Here is a 14,694-nt window from a genome sequence, read left to right on the forward strand (position 1 = left end):
GGGTGGCGAAACGTGGACAGCCCGCTGCAGGCTAGGCCGCCTTCTCGCCGTGAAACTGTTCTTCTTCGGTGGAGCCGCGCAGCGCGGTGGTGGACGACTGCCCCTGCTGGATCGCCTGCGTCACCGCATCGAAGTAGCCGGTGCCCACTTCGCGTTGATGCTTGACCGCGGTGAAGCCCATCTCCGCCGCCTCGAATTCGGCTTGCTGCAACTCGACGAAGGCGCTCATCTGGCGGCGCGCATAGCCGTGCGCCAGGTGGAACATGCCGTAGTTGAGCGCGTGGAAACCGGCCAGGGTGATGAACTGGAATTTGTAGCCATAGCTCGCCAGCTCGGTCTGGAATTTGGCAATGGTGGCATCGTCGAGATTCTTCTTCCAGTTGAAGCTGGGCGAGCAGTTATAGGCCAGCAACTTGCCTGGAAACTTGGCATGGATGGCCTGTGCAAATGCACGCGCGAATTCCAGATCCGGCTTGCCGGTTTCGCACCAGATCAGATCCGCATACGGTGCGTACGCCAGCCCGCGGCTGATGGCCTGATCCAACCCGTTGCGGGTCTTGAAGAAACCTTCGACCGTGCGCTCGCCGGTGGTGAATGGCTGATCGTTGGCATCCACGTCGCTGGTGATCAGATCGGCCGCTTCGGCGTCGGTGCGCGCAATCAGCAGCGTCGGCACACCCAAGACATCGGCGGCCAGGCGCGCGGCGTTCAATTTTTCGATGGCTTCGCGCGTGGGCACCAGTACCTTGCCACCCATGTGGCCGCACTTCTTGACTGATGCCAGCTGATCTTCGAAATGCACGCCGGCAGCGCCAGCTTCGATCATCGCCTTCATCAGTTCGAAGGCATTGAGCACGCCGCCAAAACCGGCTTCTGCATCGGCCACGATGGGCTGCAGGAAGTCGATGGCGTCGTTGCCTTCAGCATGATGCAGTTGATCGGCGCGCAGCAAGGTGTTGTTGATGCGCTTGACCACCGCAGGCACCGAATCGGCCGGATATAACGACTGATCCGGATACATCTGCCCGGCCAGATTGGCATCGGCTGCCACCTGCCAGCCGCTCAGATAGATCGCCTTCAAGCCGGCCTTGACCTGCTGCATCGCCTGGTTGCCGGTCAATGCGCCCAGCGCATTGACGAACGGGGTGGCGTGCAACGAGGTCCATAACTTGTCCGCGCCCAAGCGCGCCAGCGAGTGCTCCACATGCACGGTGCCGCGCAGGCGCACCACATCGGCGGCGGTATAGTTGCGGGTGATGCCGGTCCAGCGCGGGTTGCTGGTCCAGTCCTGCTGCAGTTGTTCGGCGCTTTGCAGTGCGGTGCTCATCTTGCGTTCTCCTGAAGAGGGACGACGGATGGAACGAGGAAACAAGGCCGTGCATGACACGGCATGCGGCATGGCGAGGCCGTCGTTGCGCATGCGCGCAACAGGCGGTGTGCTGCGTGGAGGTGAGGCGTGCAGCGACCCGTGCGAGGTGTCGCTGCAGCGATGTGCTTAGTCGATCAAGCGGTACGCCGGCACGGTAAGAAAGTCCGCCAGTTCATCGGCGCGGCTGAGTTCTTCCAGCAATGCAATGGCTTCATCGATTCGCGCTGCGCCGGGGAGCGCTGTGGTTGTGCCCAAGCGTGCCGGCAATGCGCGCAAGGTTGCCTGCAGCAGCTGTTGATCGATGGCGGTGCCGTCGTCCAGATGCTGGCCGTGATGCAGCCACTGCCACAGCTGCGCGCGGCTGATTTCGGCGGTGGCGGCGTCTTCCATCAGGTTGTGGATCGGTACGCAGCCGTTGCCATCCAGCCAGGCGGCCAGATACCGCACGCAGACTTCGACATTGCCTTCGAAGCCGGCGCGGGTAACGTTGCCCGGCGAGGGCGCGATCAACATGTCGCGCGTCACCTGCACATCGTTGCGCAACACATGCTGCTGATGCGCGGTGGGCATGTGTTCGTCGAACAGTGTCATCGCCACCGGAATCAAGGCCGGATGCGCCACCCAGGTGCCATCGTGGCCGGCGGTGACCTCGCGCAGCTTGTCGGCGCGCACGCGGGCCATGGCCTGCTCGTTGGCGGCCTCGTCGTGGTTGATCGGAATCTGCGCGGCCATCCCGCCCATCGCATGCGCGCCGCGGCGGTGGCAGGTCTTGATCAGCAGTTCCGAATACGCCTTCAAAAACGGCTGGGTCATGGTGACCTGGCCACGCTCCGGCAACACGCGGTCGCGGTGCGCGCGAAAGGTCTTGAGATACGAAAAGATGTAGTCCCAGCGCCCGCAATTGAGCCCGACGATGCGCTCGCGCAGCGCATGCAAAATCTCGTCCATCTCGAACACCGCCGGCAGCGTTTCGATCAGTACGGTGACCTTGATCTGCCCATGCGGCAGATCCAGCATCGCTTCGATATGCGCCAGCGCGGTGTCCCACAGCGCGGCTTCTTCCATGCTCTGCAACTTGGGCAGATACAGGTACGGGCCGCGGTCCTTGGCCAACAGCGCGCGGCCGTTATGAAAGGCGAACAGTGCCGCGTCGAACAGGCCGCCGGCCAGCGGCTGGCCATCGATCTGGACGTGTTTTTCGTCCAGGTGCCAACCGCGCGGGCGGACGATCAGCACCGCACGCTCGGCTTCCGGACGCAGCGCGTAGTGCTTGCCAGTGGGCGCATCGAAGCTGAGATCGCCGCGCACGGCGGCGGCCAGGGTGCGCTGGCCGGCTAGCAAGTTGCGCCAGGTCGGCGCGGTGGAATCCTCGAAGTCGGCCATGAACACCTTGGCACCGGAGTTCAGTGCGTTGATGACCATCTTCGGATCGGTCGGGCCGGTGATCTCGACGCGGCGGTCCTGCAGCGCCGCCGGCAGCGCGGCAACGCGCCAGTCGCCCTCGCGGATGGCGCGGGTGTCGGCACGGAAGTCCGGCAGCTGGCCGGCGTCGAAGGCGGCCTGGCGGGCACGTCGCTGGGCCAGACGCTGCTGGCGGCCGGGCTCGATCGCCCGATGCAGCGACACCAGTAGCGCCAGCGCGGCCGGCGGCAGCAGCTCCGCCTGCCCTGCGACCTGGGTGGTCAGCGACAGACCGGGCGTGGCGTGGGCGGTGGGACGTGAAGCGAAAGCGGTGGCAGACATGTGGGGTCCTTGTGCATCCGGACCTGCACCGTGCGCCCCTGGCAACTATTTGACAAAGCAGTTTTATCAATGCTGTAAATAAGCTGGACTTATACTCTTGCTGGAAACCCGCCTAACATGGCGCCAACCCCTCGATTTTCCTACAAATCCGATCGCCTAAAGCCGCTGCGTGCGTTCTGTCAGACGGTCCGTCTGGGCTCGGTCTCACGGGCTGCTGAGGCGCTATACGTCAGCCAGCCGGCGGTGACGCTGCAATTGCAAGCGCTGGAGCGCGACCTGGGAGTGGCCTTGTTCGAGCGCTCCGGGCGACGCCTGGCGCCCAGCCGCGAGGGCCAGTTGCTGTACGACATGGCACTGCCGCTGGTGGAAAGCCTGGACGGGCTGGAAGCCAGCTTCCGCGAGAAGGTGCGCGGACTGGACGCCGGCGAGCTCAATATCGCCGCCAACAGCTCCACCATCCTGTATCTGCTGCCGCGCATCGTGGCGAACTTTCGCGCGCGCCATCCGGACGTGCGGCTGACCCTGCACAACGCGATCAGCGCCGACGGCACCGACCTGCTGCGCGAGGATGCGGTGGACCTGGCGGTCGGCTCGATGCTGGACGTACCGGCCGACCTCAACTACGCGCCGGTGTATCGCTTCGAACAGTTGTTGATCACCCCGCCCGATCACCCCCTGGCGCGCAAGGCCACGGTGTCTCTGCAGGATCTCTCGCCCTATCCGCTGATCCTGCCGCCACGCCGACAGGTCACCTATCGCCTGGTCGACCTGATCTTTCAGCAGGCGCGCGTGCCGTACACCGTGGCGCTGGAAGTGGGCGGCTGGGAAGTGATCAAGCAGTACGTGGCGATGGGCATGGGCATTTCCATCGTCACCGCGATCTGCGTGACCGAGGCCGATCGCGACAAGCTGGCCACGCGCTCGCTCAAGGAATATTTCCCCACCCGCAGTTATGGCGTGGTGGTGCGCAAGGGCAAGTATCTGTCGCCGCAGGCGCGCGCGTTTATCGAATTGATCCAGCCGGATCTGTTTACGCCGCGCGGATATGACGAGAGCGGCGATTCGGAGCGGTGAGCAACGCCGCTCTCGCACAGCAGTAACGGGGCCAGCGATCACGGGCTTCGGAACTTCCAGCGAGCCACGGCCCTGCGCAAAGATCCAGGAATCGATAACGCCCGCGACTGGGCATCGTCGCCACATTGGCGCTGCATGATCGATGGATTGCGTCGCCGCCCCGGTGGTCCCTAGTATCGAGCCTCAACGCAGTGATGACTGCCCGGGCAGCGAAAACGGAGTACATGGCACATGGAAGAACTGTCTGCTTCAGACCTCAAAACCATCCTGCACTCCAAGCGCGCCAACATTTATTACCTCCAGCACTGCCGGGTACTGGTCAATGGCGGGCGGGTCGAGTATGTGACCGACGCAGGCAAGCGTTCGCTGTATTGGAATATCCCTATCGCCAACACCACCACCGTGCTGCTAGGCACGGGCACGTCCATCACCCAGGCGGCGATGCGCGAGCTGGCCAAAGCGGGGGTACTGGTCGGTTTTTGCGGCGGAGGCGGCACGCCGTTGTTCTCGGCCAACGAGATGGACGTGGAAGTGGCGTGGTTTTCGCCGCAGAGCGAGTATCGCCCCACCGAGTATCTGCAGGCCTGGGTATCGTTCTGGTTCGATGACGACTTGCGCCTGATGGCGGCCAAAGCGTTCCAGCAGGCGCGCGCGGTACGAATCGGCCAACAGTGGCAGCAGCGCGCACTCAGGGAGGCCGGCTTTACACCCGACGCGACAAGGCTGGATGCCCTGCTGACCAAGACACGCCTCAACATCGAACAGGCCCAGGACAATGCAGCACTGTTGACCGAAGAGGCCAGGCTCACCAAGGCCTTGTTCAAACTGGCGGTCGACACCGTTGGCTATGGTGAGTTCACTCGCGCCAAGCGCGGTACCGGCGGCGACCCGGCCAATCGCTTTCTCGATCACGGCAATTATCTGGCTTACGGGCTGGGCGCTACGGCCAGCTGGGTACTCGGCCTGCCGCACGGATTGGCAGTCCTGCATGGCAAGACGCGCAGAGGTGGCTTGGTGTTCGACATCGCCGACCTGATAAAGGACGCGAGCATCCTGCCGCAGGCATTTCTATCGGCAATGCGCGGCGATGACGAGCAGGCGTTTCGGCGCAACTGCATCGAATCGCTCACTCGCAGCGAGGCGCTGGATTTCATGCTGGACACGCTCAAGGCCGTCGCGTTGCAGACCGCGGCGGCAAGGCAGATGGATGCGACGCCGTGAACATCCTGCTGATCTCGCAATGCGACAAGCGTGCACTCACCGAAACGCGCCGAATACTGGACCAATTCGCCGAACGGCGTGGCGATCGTACCTGGCAGACTCCCATCACCGAAGCTGGCCTGACGACCCTACGTAAACTGCTGCGCAAGACCGCGCGCAAGAACAGCGCCATCGCCTGCCATTGGATTCGGGGCCGCGACCATTCCGAGTTGCTTTGGATCGTCGGCGACGCACGGCGCTTCAATGCCGAAGGTGCAGTGCCCACCAATACCAGTAGGTGCAACATCCTGCGCCGCGAAGACGAAAACGACTGGCACACCGCCGAAGATATCCGCCTGCTCGCCCAGCTTGCCGCATTGCTGCACGATCTGGGCAAAGCCAGTATCGCTTTCCAGGCACGCCTGCGTGGAAACCTGCGCGAACGCAACCTGTATCGCCATGAGTGGGTTTCGCTGCGGCTGTTTCAGGCGTTTGTCGGCAACGACGACGATACCGGCTGGCTGCAACGCCTGGCCGCCCCGGATACGTTCGTCGAGGCAGACTGGATAGGCGATACGCGTTACCAACGCGATGGCATCGATGCGACCGTACGCCGTCCCTTCGTCGATCTGCCGCCGCTTGCCGCCGCCGTGGCCTGGCTGATCCTCACCCATCATCGGCTGCCAGTGGTGCCTGTCCAGCAGGAACACGGTGGACAGGCGTGGCTGGGCAAGCGGTCGCATACCTTCAACCCGACCTGGTTGGACACCCCGCTAGCGTTGGTGACGCACGACTGGAACGAGATCAAACAGCCCGCCGAGCCCAGCCACGCGCTGACGTACTGGACACCCGCCGGACCATTGCCGGTGATGGAACCGAAATGGCGCGCGCAGGCCGCGCGGCTGGCCAAGCGCCTGCTTGCACTGCGCCAGCGCCGCGACGACAACTGGCTGGACAATCCCTACGTGCTGCATCTTGCGCGACTGACATTGATGCTGGCCGACCATCATTACTCGGCACTCCCCAAAAGCTCCCCGCTACGCGTGCACGGCAATGGCAACACGCAGCTCTATGCCAATACAGATGCCGATGGCCTCAAGCAGCCATTGGATGAACACCTGCTCGGCGTCGCCCGAGATGCCGGCCTGATCGCGCATGCCCTGCCCGGCTTCGAGCGCCACCTGCCCAGGTTGGCCAACCATCGTGGCCTGCGCAAGCGCAGCGCCGATCCACGCTTTTCCTGGCAGGACAAGGCGTTCGACGCCGCTACCGTCATGCGCGAGGCGGCGCGCGAGCATGGCGCCTTCGTCGTCAACATGGCCTCGACCGGCTGCGGCAAGACCTTGGCCAACGCGCGCATTCTGTACGCATTGGCCGATCCGCAGCAGGGCCTGCGCGCCACCTATGCGCTGGGCTTGCGCACGCTCACCCTACAGACCGGCCGCAGCTTCCGCACCGACCTGCATCTTGGCGAGGACGAACTGGCCATTCGCGTCGGTGGCTCGGCCAGCCGCGCGTTGTTCGAGTTCTACGAGCGCAAGGCCGAAGCGCACGGCTCGGCGTCAGTGCAGGATCTGATCGACGAAGACAGCCATGTGCTCTACGAAGGCGTCACCACCGACCATCCACTGCTCTCACGTGCCTTGCACGACCCGGACATCGGCAAGCTGCTCTCGGCCCCGATGCTGGTCTGCACCGTGGACCACATGGTGCCGGCGACCGAAGCGTTGCGTGCCGGACGCCAGATCGCACCGATGCTGCGGTTGATGAGCGCCGATCTGATCCTCGACGAACTGGACGACTACGATCTCAACGACCTGCCCGCGCTGACCCGGCTGGTGCACTGGGCCGGCATGCTCGGCACGCGGGTGCTGCTGTCCTCGGCGACGCTACCGCCCTCGCTGGTCACAGGCATGTACCTGGCCTATCGCGCTGGCCGCCAGCAGTACCGGCGCAACCGCGGTCAGGACGGCGCTCACGCCGACGCCGCGATCCAGATTCCCTGCCTGTGGAGCGACGAGTTCGGTGTGCAGGCAGCAGCATGCGTCAGCGGTAGCGGCTTTCTCGACCAGCACATGCAATTCGTGGAAAAACGCATCGCCACGCTCGTCAAGGCACCGGCCTTACGACGTGGCGACTTGCTGCCGCTGAACCTGCCACGCAACCTGCCGGACACGCAGCTGTACGCGCAGTTCGCACCGCATGTCCGCGACGCCTGCCTGCGCCTGCACAACGCGCATGCCGAGCCGGATCCGGTCAGCGGCAAACGCATCAGCTTCGGGCTGGTGCGCATGGCCAATATCGAGCCGCTGTTCGACGTTGCACAGGCACTGCATGCAGCCGGCGCGCCGGAGGGCACGCAGATCCACCTGTGCGTCTATCACGCCCGCTTTCCGCTGGTGCAGCGTTCGGCCATCGAACACCAACTCGACCAGGCCTTCAACCGGCGTGGCGATAGCAACGGCGTCTACCGCCTGCCGGGCATCCGGGCATTGATCGACGCGCATCCGGCAAGCGAGCAATTATTCGTGGTGCTGGCCTCGCCGGTGTGCGAAGTCGGCCGCGATTGGGATGCCGACTGGGCGGTGGCCGAGCCGTCCTCCATGCGTTCGCTGATCCAGCTGGCCGGGCGCGTGCAGCGCCATCGCGGCAAGCCCGGCACCGTGCCCAACGTGCTGATCTTCGATACCAACGTGCGGCATTTCCGCAAAGGCTGGCAGGATCGGCCGACTTACCTCAAACCAGGCTTCGAGAAAGAAACCATCAGGAGACAAGCAGGCGCGAGAGAGCCAGGCACATTCGAACTGAAAACGCCTTGGTTACGCGAACTGCTGCGCGAGGACGACTACCGTACGCTCAGCGCCATCCCACGCATTCGTCCGCGCCCCGACCACGCACAGTGGAAACCCCGCGAGCGCCTGGTGGATCTGGAGCAGGCGCGCATCGCGTACTGCATGTTGCCGCTTGCGAAAGACGGCAAGGCACTGGAGCCCGACCACGCCTTCGCCGCCTGGAAGTATCCCCAGGCCGCCCTCACCGGTGTGCTGCCGCAGCAGCAACCGTTCCGCGACGACAGCCAGCGCCGCACCACCCTGGTCTTCCTGCCGGACGAAGACGATGTGCTGCGGCTGCATCGTGTCGAGCAATCCACGGACCAGCGTGGCGTGGACCTGTATGTGCGTATCGAACAGAGCCAGCGCCATGACGTCTCACTGGCATCGGCGCCGGGCATCGGCCCCTGGGGCCGGTTCGCGTTGACGGACCTGCTCACCGAACAGGCCGAGTCGCTCGACCTGTCGCTGGAAGCGTGCGCCCGCAAGTTCACCACGGTGGAGGTTCCAACCAGCGAACAAGGCTGGCGGTATCACCCTTGGCTTGGGTTTGCGAAGCACAAAGGATAATCGGGCGGTGCGTCTCACACGATGATTCCCAAAGCGGGTATCACATCGAAACACCGGAGCACCAACAAGGAGAGCATGGATGACAGAACCAACAGAGAGAGTAGAACGCTTCCGCTCCGCCATCGCCGACTTCATCGAGACCCGGCGACTGGCCAAGCTGAAGGACAAGAAAGAGGAAGACGATACCGGCGCAGCATCGAAGTACGACTACGCAACCTGGCTGGCCGATGCAGCGCGCCGCGTCGGCCAGATCCAGGCCGTCACCCATGTGCTCAAGGCCACTCATCCCGACGCGCGCGGCAGCAGCCTGCACGTACCGCCCGACAGCCTGCCGCAGCATTCCGACATCGGCAGCCATCTGTTGGGTGCGCACTGCGCACAGGACGTGGTGGGCAATGCCGCCGCGCTGGATGTCTTCAAGTTTCTCAAAATCGAGGTCGAAGGACAGGGCCTGCTGGCGTGGATGCAGGCCGGCGATAGCGCGCTGCGCGATGCGCTGCATCAGGACCCCGATATCGCTGTCAGCTGGATGCAGGCATTCGGCGCGCTGGCTCGCAGCGAGCCACAACTCCGCTCACACGGCATGGCCAAACAGGTCTACTGGCTGGTCGGCACGGATCCAGCCGATGACACCCACTACCACCTGCTGCAGCCGATGTTCTCCAGCGCGCTGGCGCATGTCGTCCATGCCGAGATCCAGGACGCCCGCTTTGGCGAGACCAACAAGCTGGGCCGTCAGGCGCTGCGCGCCAAGCAACCGCATGTCGGCAGCTATCGCGATTACCGCAATCTGGTGGCACGCAAACTCGGCGGGACCAAGCCACAGAACATCTCACAGCTCAACAGCGAACGCGGTGGCGTGAACTACCTGCTGGCCTCGCTGCCGCCGAGCTGGACACTGGAACATCCGCGCAGCCTGTTGAAGACCGAGTCGGCGATGGAGCGATTCGGCTACGGCAAGGAGGTACGCGCGCTAGTGAAGCAACTAGGCGACTTCCTGCTCGGCGATCCCACGCCCAACGACAAGACGCGCCAGACGCGTGAACGCATCGACCAGGCGCTTGGCGCGCAATTGGCGGTGTTCGCCAGCCAGACCCATGCCCGTTTCGCACCCGGCTGGACGCGCGATGCGGACTGCATGCTGCCGTTGGACGAACAGCTGTGGCTGGACCCCGAGCGCACCGAACTGCCGGTGCGCCGCGACCCGCAGCACCCGGAGTGGACACACGACGACGACGCTTTCAACGCGGCCTATACCTTCGGCGACTGGCCGGACCAGGTGGCAGCGCGCTTCGCCAACTGGGTCAATGCGCGGTTGCACACGATGGGGCTGACCGGTGTCGGCGACAGCGAATACCGCCACTGGGCCAAGCAGGCGATCGTCGAGGCGACCTGGCCGGTGCCACTGCAGCGGCGTGCGCCCACTGGAGGCAAGGCATGAACCGGTGCCCGATGGTCAGCCACCTGCTGGTGCTGCCGCACCTGCTCGTCCACAACGCGAATGCCGTCTCCAGCCCGCTCACCCACGGCTTCCCCTCGATGACAGCGTTTCTGGGGCTGATGTGGGCGCTGCAGCGCAAGGTCCACGCCGCCGGTTTGGAACTGAGGTTTCAGGCGATCGGCGCGGTCTGCCACGCGCACCAGGAACAGGTGACCGACAGCGGCTTCGTCAAGGCCTTTCATCTGACCCGCAACCCGGTCGGCAAGGACGGCAAGACCGCCGCCATCGTCGAGGAAGGCCGCATCCACCTGGAGCTGAGCTTGGTGCTGGGCGTGTCCAGCCAACGCTGGCAGGACGACCCGCAGGCACAGCAGGCCGATACCGCCACGGTGGCAGACCTGCTCGCCGGCATGCGGATCGCAGGCGGCAGCGTACGCCCGCCTGCGCAACCCTGGCGCCATCGCTACAAACCATGGACGCTGGACCTGACCGGCACCGAGGACGACCGCGCCACGCAATTCCGCAAGGCACGCCTGCGGCTGCTGCCAGGCTTCGCGCTGGTGGAACGCGCCGACCTGCTCGACGCCCGCCTGACCGAGTTGCGAGCCGCCGATCCCGATGCCACCGCACTGGATGCCTGGCTGTCGCTGGCGCGCATCAATTGGCGCTACCAAGACCAGGCCACGCCCGACGACACGCCCGGATGGACCAATGACCGCACCGGGCGTGGCTGGACGGTTCCCATCCCGGTGGGCTACGGCGCCCTGGGCGATCTGCAGACGCCCGGCAGCGTGGTCAATGCGCGCGACACCAGTACACCGTTCCGCTTCGTCGAGAGTCTGTACTCGCTCGGCCAGTGGATCAGCCCACACCGCCTGGACGCACCGCGGCAGTTGCTCTGGTACGCCAGCGGTGTGACCGAGCAGGAGATGTACCGCTGTCGCAACGACTTCGTTGCGGTGGCCGTTGACGATGAAACGCCAGACTTCACCTTCTCTTTCGACTGACGTACGACAAGGAATTCCCAGCATGGCAAACGAACTCAAGACCGCCTCCGTCCTCGCCTTCGAGCGCAAGCTCGACCCTTCCGACGCGCTGCTGTTTTCCGGCGCATGGGCAGCACGCACCACGTCCGCCGACTGGCAGCCGGTCAAACTGCGCGAAAAATCCGTGCGCGGCACCATTTCCAACCGTCTCAAGACCAAGGACCAGGACCCAGCCAAACTCGATGCCGCGATCGAAAACCCCAACTTGCAGACGGTGGACGTCGCGGCCCTGCCGCTGGATGCCGATACGCTGAAGGTGCAATTCACCCTGCGCGTACTGGGTGGCACCGGCACACCTTCGGCCTGCAATGCCGCCGACTACCGCAGCAAGCTCGCCACCACCGTCGCCGCTTACGTGCAGCAGCATGGCTTCGGCACGTTGGCCCAGCGTTATGCGGCCAACCTCGCCAACGGGCGCTTTCTGTGGCGCAACCGCATCGGTGCCGAGCAGGTGGAGGTGCAGGTGGCGCACCTGAAGAACGGCGCCGCCGCAGCGCAGTGGACGTTCCAGGCGCACGATCACTCGCTGCGCAGTTTGCAGCCGCCGGGCGCCGAATCCGCAGATCTGGCCGCCCTGTCCTCGCTGATCGCCGAGGCGCTGGCGGGCAATACGCATCTTCTGCTGCAGGTCACCGCATTTGTGCGTGTGGGTGCGGGCCAGGAGGTGTTTCCCTCGCAGGAGCTCATTCTGGACAAGGGCAGCAGCAAGAAGAGTAAGACGCTCTATGCGGTCGGCGACGGCGACAACGCAGTGGCCGCGATCCATTCGCAGAAGATCGGCAATGCGTTGCGCACCATCGACACCTGGTACCCGGAGGCAGAAGACAACGGCCCCATCGCGGTTGAGCCATACGGCTCGGTCACTACCCAAGGCAAGGCGTACCGGCAGCCCAAGGCCAAGCTGGATTTCTACACGCTGCTTGATAGTTGGGTGCTCAAGGACAAACTCCCCGAGCCGGATCAGCAGCACTTCGTGATTGCCACGCTGATCCGGGGCGGCGTGTTTGGCGACGCGGGCTGACGCCATGGACCATTATGTGGATCTCCAACTTCGTCCCGACCCGGAGCTTGCGCCGCATCAGCTGCTTAGCGGCCTGTATGGGCGCCTGCACCGCGCACTCGCGCAGCAGCAGCGCCAAGACGTTGGCGTGAGCTTTCCTCGCCATGACGCGCGCAAGCCGAGCCTGGGCACGCACCTGCGTCTGCATGGCGAGCAGGCCGGCCTACAGGCGTTGATGGCCAGCCCCTGGCTTCACGGCCTACTCGACCATCTGGTGGTGTCGCCCGTGATGGCCGTTCCTGCCGATACCGAGCATCGGCGCGTCACACGTGTGCAGGCCAAGAGCAGCCCGTCGCGTCTGCGTCGTCGCGCAATGCGGCGTCATGGGATCGATGCCGAGGCAGCGACACAACGCATCCCGGATGCCGCAGCCGAACAATTGGCACTGCCCTTCGTGGTCATCGGCAGCCGCAGCACCGGACAAGCCTCGTTTCCGCTGTTCATTCGCCACGGCCCCCTCTTGTCCGAGGCGAAAATCGGCGGCTTCAATAGCTACGGCCTGAGCCAGGAAGCCACCGTGCCCTGGTTCTGACCCTTTTTTATGGTCGGCAACAAGCTCGCTTTAGAATCAACCACTTGGCCGGCACCCCGTTGAAAGGGTGTCGGCCGTTGTTTGATCGATTTCGCTATAGATATCAATACATTGGAGGACTTTTTCTCTTGTTCACTGCCGCGTAGGCAGCTCAGAAAAGACTAACAGTTTTCCGAATGCGTTCATGAGTGTTCACTGCCGCGTAGGCAGCTCAGAAAGGCAGACATCCTGCCGAGCGAGTTCGCCGAACGTTCACTGCCGCGTAGGCAGCTCAGAAAGTCAGGTGGCCGATGAATTGCGCGACGAGTTCGTTCACTGCCGCGTAGGCAGCTCAGAAAGTATGTGTTTGCCGATGTGTCTAGATTAGTGCGTTCACTGCCGCGTAGGCAGCTCAGAAAATCCGGTGTAAACGCTGCGGCAACGGCTGATAGTTCACTGCCGCGTAGGCAGCTCAGAAAAGTAGTTCCGCCTGGTTTGGATCGCCGTCGAATGTTCACTGCCGCGTAGGCAGCTCAGAAAGCCTGGGTGTTGAGTAAGCTCGCGATCTTCGCGTTCACTGCCGCGTAGGCAGCTCAGAAATAAATCTAAGTACCTTTCCAGGAAGGAAACACGTTCACTGCCGCGTAGGCAGCTCAGAAAATCTCGTCGAACTCTGGAACTAGGCCCTCATTGTTCACTGCCGCGTAGGCAGCTCAGAAACAGCACCGAACATGGCGCCTGACCATAAAAGCGTTCACTGCCGCGTAGGCAGCTCAGAAAGACGACCAGCTCCGTGCCTGCCAAGCCGTGGTGTTCACTGCCGCGTAGGCAGCTCAGAAATTACGGGATCTGACGGGCCAGGCCCAGCGCGAGTTCACTGCCGCGTAGGCAGCTCAGAAAGAGGCCGAAGATTTCGAAACAGCGCGCATTGCGTTCACTGCCGCGTAGGCAGCTCAGAAATCCAGCGCGGCCAATAAGGCATCGGCGTCTTCGTTCACTGCCGCGTAGGCAGCTCAGAAAAGATATGCGTCCTGGTCGTAATTGAATTGGTCGTTCACTGCCGCGTAGGCAGCTCAGAAAAAAGAACATCGGCGACCACCTGGCCGCACTTTGTTCACTGCCGCGTAGGCAGCTCAGAAATTCCGGGCACTTCGAATGCTTGCAGGGAATGCGTTCACTGCCGCGTAGGCAGCTCAGAAAAAGATCACCCCGGGAATTGAGGCGGTCTACGCGTTCACTGCCGCGTAGGCAGCTCAGAAATGGATATTCCGCCCCTTAGCGAAATGCATTTCGTTCACTGCCGCGTAGGCAGCTCAGAAAGTGGCTCACACCAGAGACCCGCGTGCGCACCAAGTTCACTGCCGCGTAGGCAGCTCAGAAAATCCGTAAGGATCGGCTCTAGGCTCGCGCTCTGTTCACTGCCGCGTAGGCAGCTCAGAAAAAGCGCAGACCGCTGGAAAGAGCGTAGCAAGAGTTCACTGCCGCGTAGGCAGCTCAGAAAAGTGGGCGTGACTTGGGCGGCTGCACCATCGCGTTCACTGCCGCGTAGGCAGCTCAGAAATCGACAGCTACCTGTTGCAGGTTGAGCCGTTCGTTCACTGCCGCGTAGGCAGCTCAGAAAACTATATTCGCAAGCAATCAGAACTTGCATTAGTTCACTGCCGCGTAGGCAGCTCAGAAACCGAGCCTTGAAGGCCTGAACCTGGCCCAAGAGTTCACTGCCGCGTAGGCAGCTCAGAAACAGCCGAATGCGGAGTAGGGGCGGGTCATGCCGTTCACTGCCGCGTAGGCAGCTCAGAAAACCGCGCAAGCGCAGGCCGTGGACTTGGGGCAGTTCACTGCCGCGTAG

General features: G+C 63.5%; 9 protein-coding genes and 1 CRISPR repeat array (1 of these 10 only partly in view). Of the genes, 7 read left to right on the forward strand and 2 right to left on the reverse strand.

Annotated elements, in window-relative coordinates; translation table 11 throughout:
* Positions 1-31 precede the first annotated feature (31 nt).
* On the reverse strand, positions 32-1,327 hold the full coding sequence (aceA, locus tag XdyCFBP7245_RS08735; RefSeq protein ID WP_104615303.1) for an isocitrate lyase: 1,296 nt from the start codon (positions 1,325-1,327) through the stop codon (positions 32-34).
* Positions 1,328-1,495: 168 nt separating this feature from the next.
* Positions 1,496-3,112 (reverse strand): malate synthase A, encoded by a 1,617-nt coding sequence (aceB, locus tag XdyCFBP7245_RS08740; RefSeq protein WP_104615304.1) that lies wholly within the window; start codon positions 3,110-3,112, stop codon positions 1,496-1,498.
* Between the two features lie 117 nt (positions 3,113-3,229).
* On the opposite strand from aceB, the gene XdyCFBP7245_RS08745 reads away from it, so the two are divergent.
* The 7 genes from XdyCFBP7245_RS08745 (at position 3,230) to cas6f (ending at position 12,866) form a co-directional block, all read left to right on the forward strand.
* Complete coding sequence (locus tag XdyCFBP7245_RS08745) at positions 3,230-4,186, forward strand: LysR family transcriptional regulator (RefSeq protein ID WP_104615305.1); 957 nt, start codon at positions 3,230-3,232, stop codon at positions 4,184-4,186.
* 231 nt (positions 4,187-4,417) lie between these two features.
* Positions 4,418-5,407, forward strand: a complete 990-nt coding sequence (gene cas1f / locus XdyCFBP7245_RS08750) for a type I-F CRISPR-associated endonuclease Cas1f (protein ID WP_104615306.1) — start codon at positions 4,418-4,420, stop codon at positions 5,405-5,407.
* Entirely contained in the window at positions 5,404-8,787 is a 3,384-nt protein-coding gene (gene cas3f, locus XdyCFBP7245_RS08755) for a type I-F CRISPR-associated helicase Cas3f (RefSeq protein ID WP_104615307.1), read from the forward strand. Before cas1f ends, cas3f begins: the two co-directional genes overlap by 4 nt.
* A 79-nt stretch (positions 8,788-8,866) precedes the next feature.
* Positions 8,867-10,228: a type I-F CRISPR-associated protein Csy1 gene (gene csy1, locus XdyCFBP7245_RS08760; RefSeq protein WP_104615308.1), complete on the forward strand. Its 1,362-nt coding sequence runs from the start codon at positions 8,867-8,869 to the stop codon at positions 10,226-10,228.
* Positions 10,225-11,235, forward strand: a complete 1,011-nt coding sequence (csy2, locus tag XdyCFBP7245_RS08765) for a type I-F CRISPR-associated protein Csy2 (protein WP_104615309.1) — start codon at positions 10,225-10,227, stop codon at positions 11,233-11,235. The genes csy1 and csy2 overlap by 4 nt, the downstream gene beginning before the upstream one ends.
* Before the next feature lie 22 nt (positions 11,236-11,257).
* Complete coding sequence (csy3, locus tag XdyCFBP7245_RS08770; protein WP_104615310.1) at positions 11,258-12,295, forward strand: type I-F CRISPR-associated protein Csy3; 1,038 nt, start codon at positions 11,258-11,260, stop codon at positions 12,293-12,295.
* A 16-nt stretch (positions 12,296-12,311) separates the two neighbouring features.
* A complete protein-coding gene (cas6f, locus tag XdyCFBP7245_RS08775) occupies positions 12,312-12,866 on the forward strand; it encodes a type I-F CRISPR-associated endoribonuclease Cas6/Csy4 (RefSeq protein ID WP_244907786.1) in 555 nt (184 codons plus the stop codon).
* Positions 12,867-12,996: 130 nt separating this feature from the next.
* Positions 12,997-14,694: a CRISPR direct-repeat array (repeat unit 28 nt; unit sequence GTTCACTGCCGCGTAGGCAGCTCAGAAA) (it continues 2,171 nt past the right edge of the window).

This window comes from Xanthomonas dyei, assembly GCF_002939865.1.
Taxonomy (GTDB): Bacteria; Pseudomonadota; Gammaproteobacteria; order Xanthomonadales; family Xanthomonadaceae; genus Xanthomonas; species Xanthomonas dyei.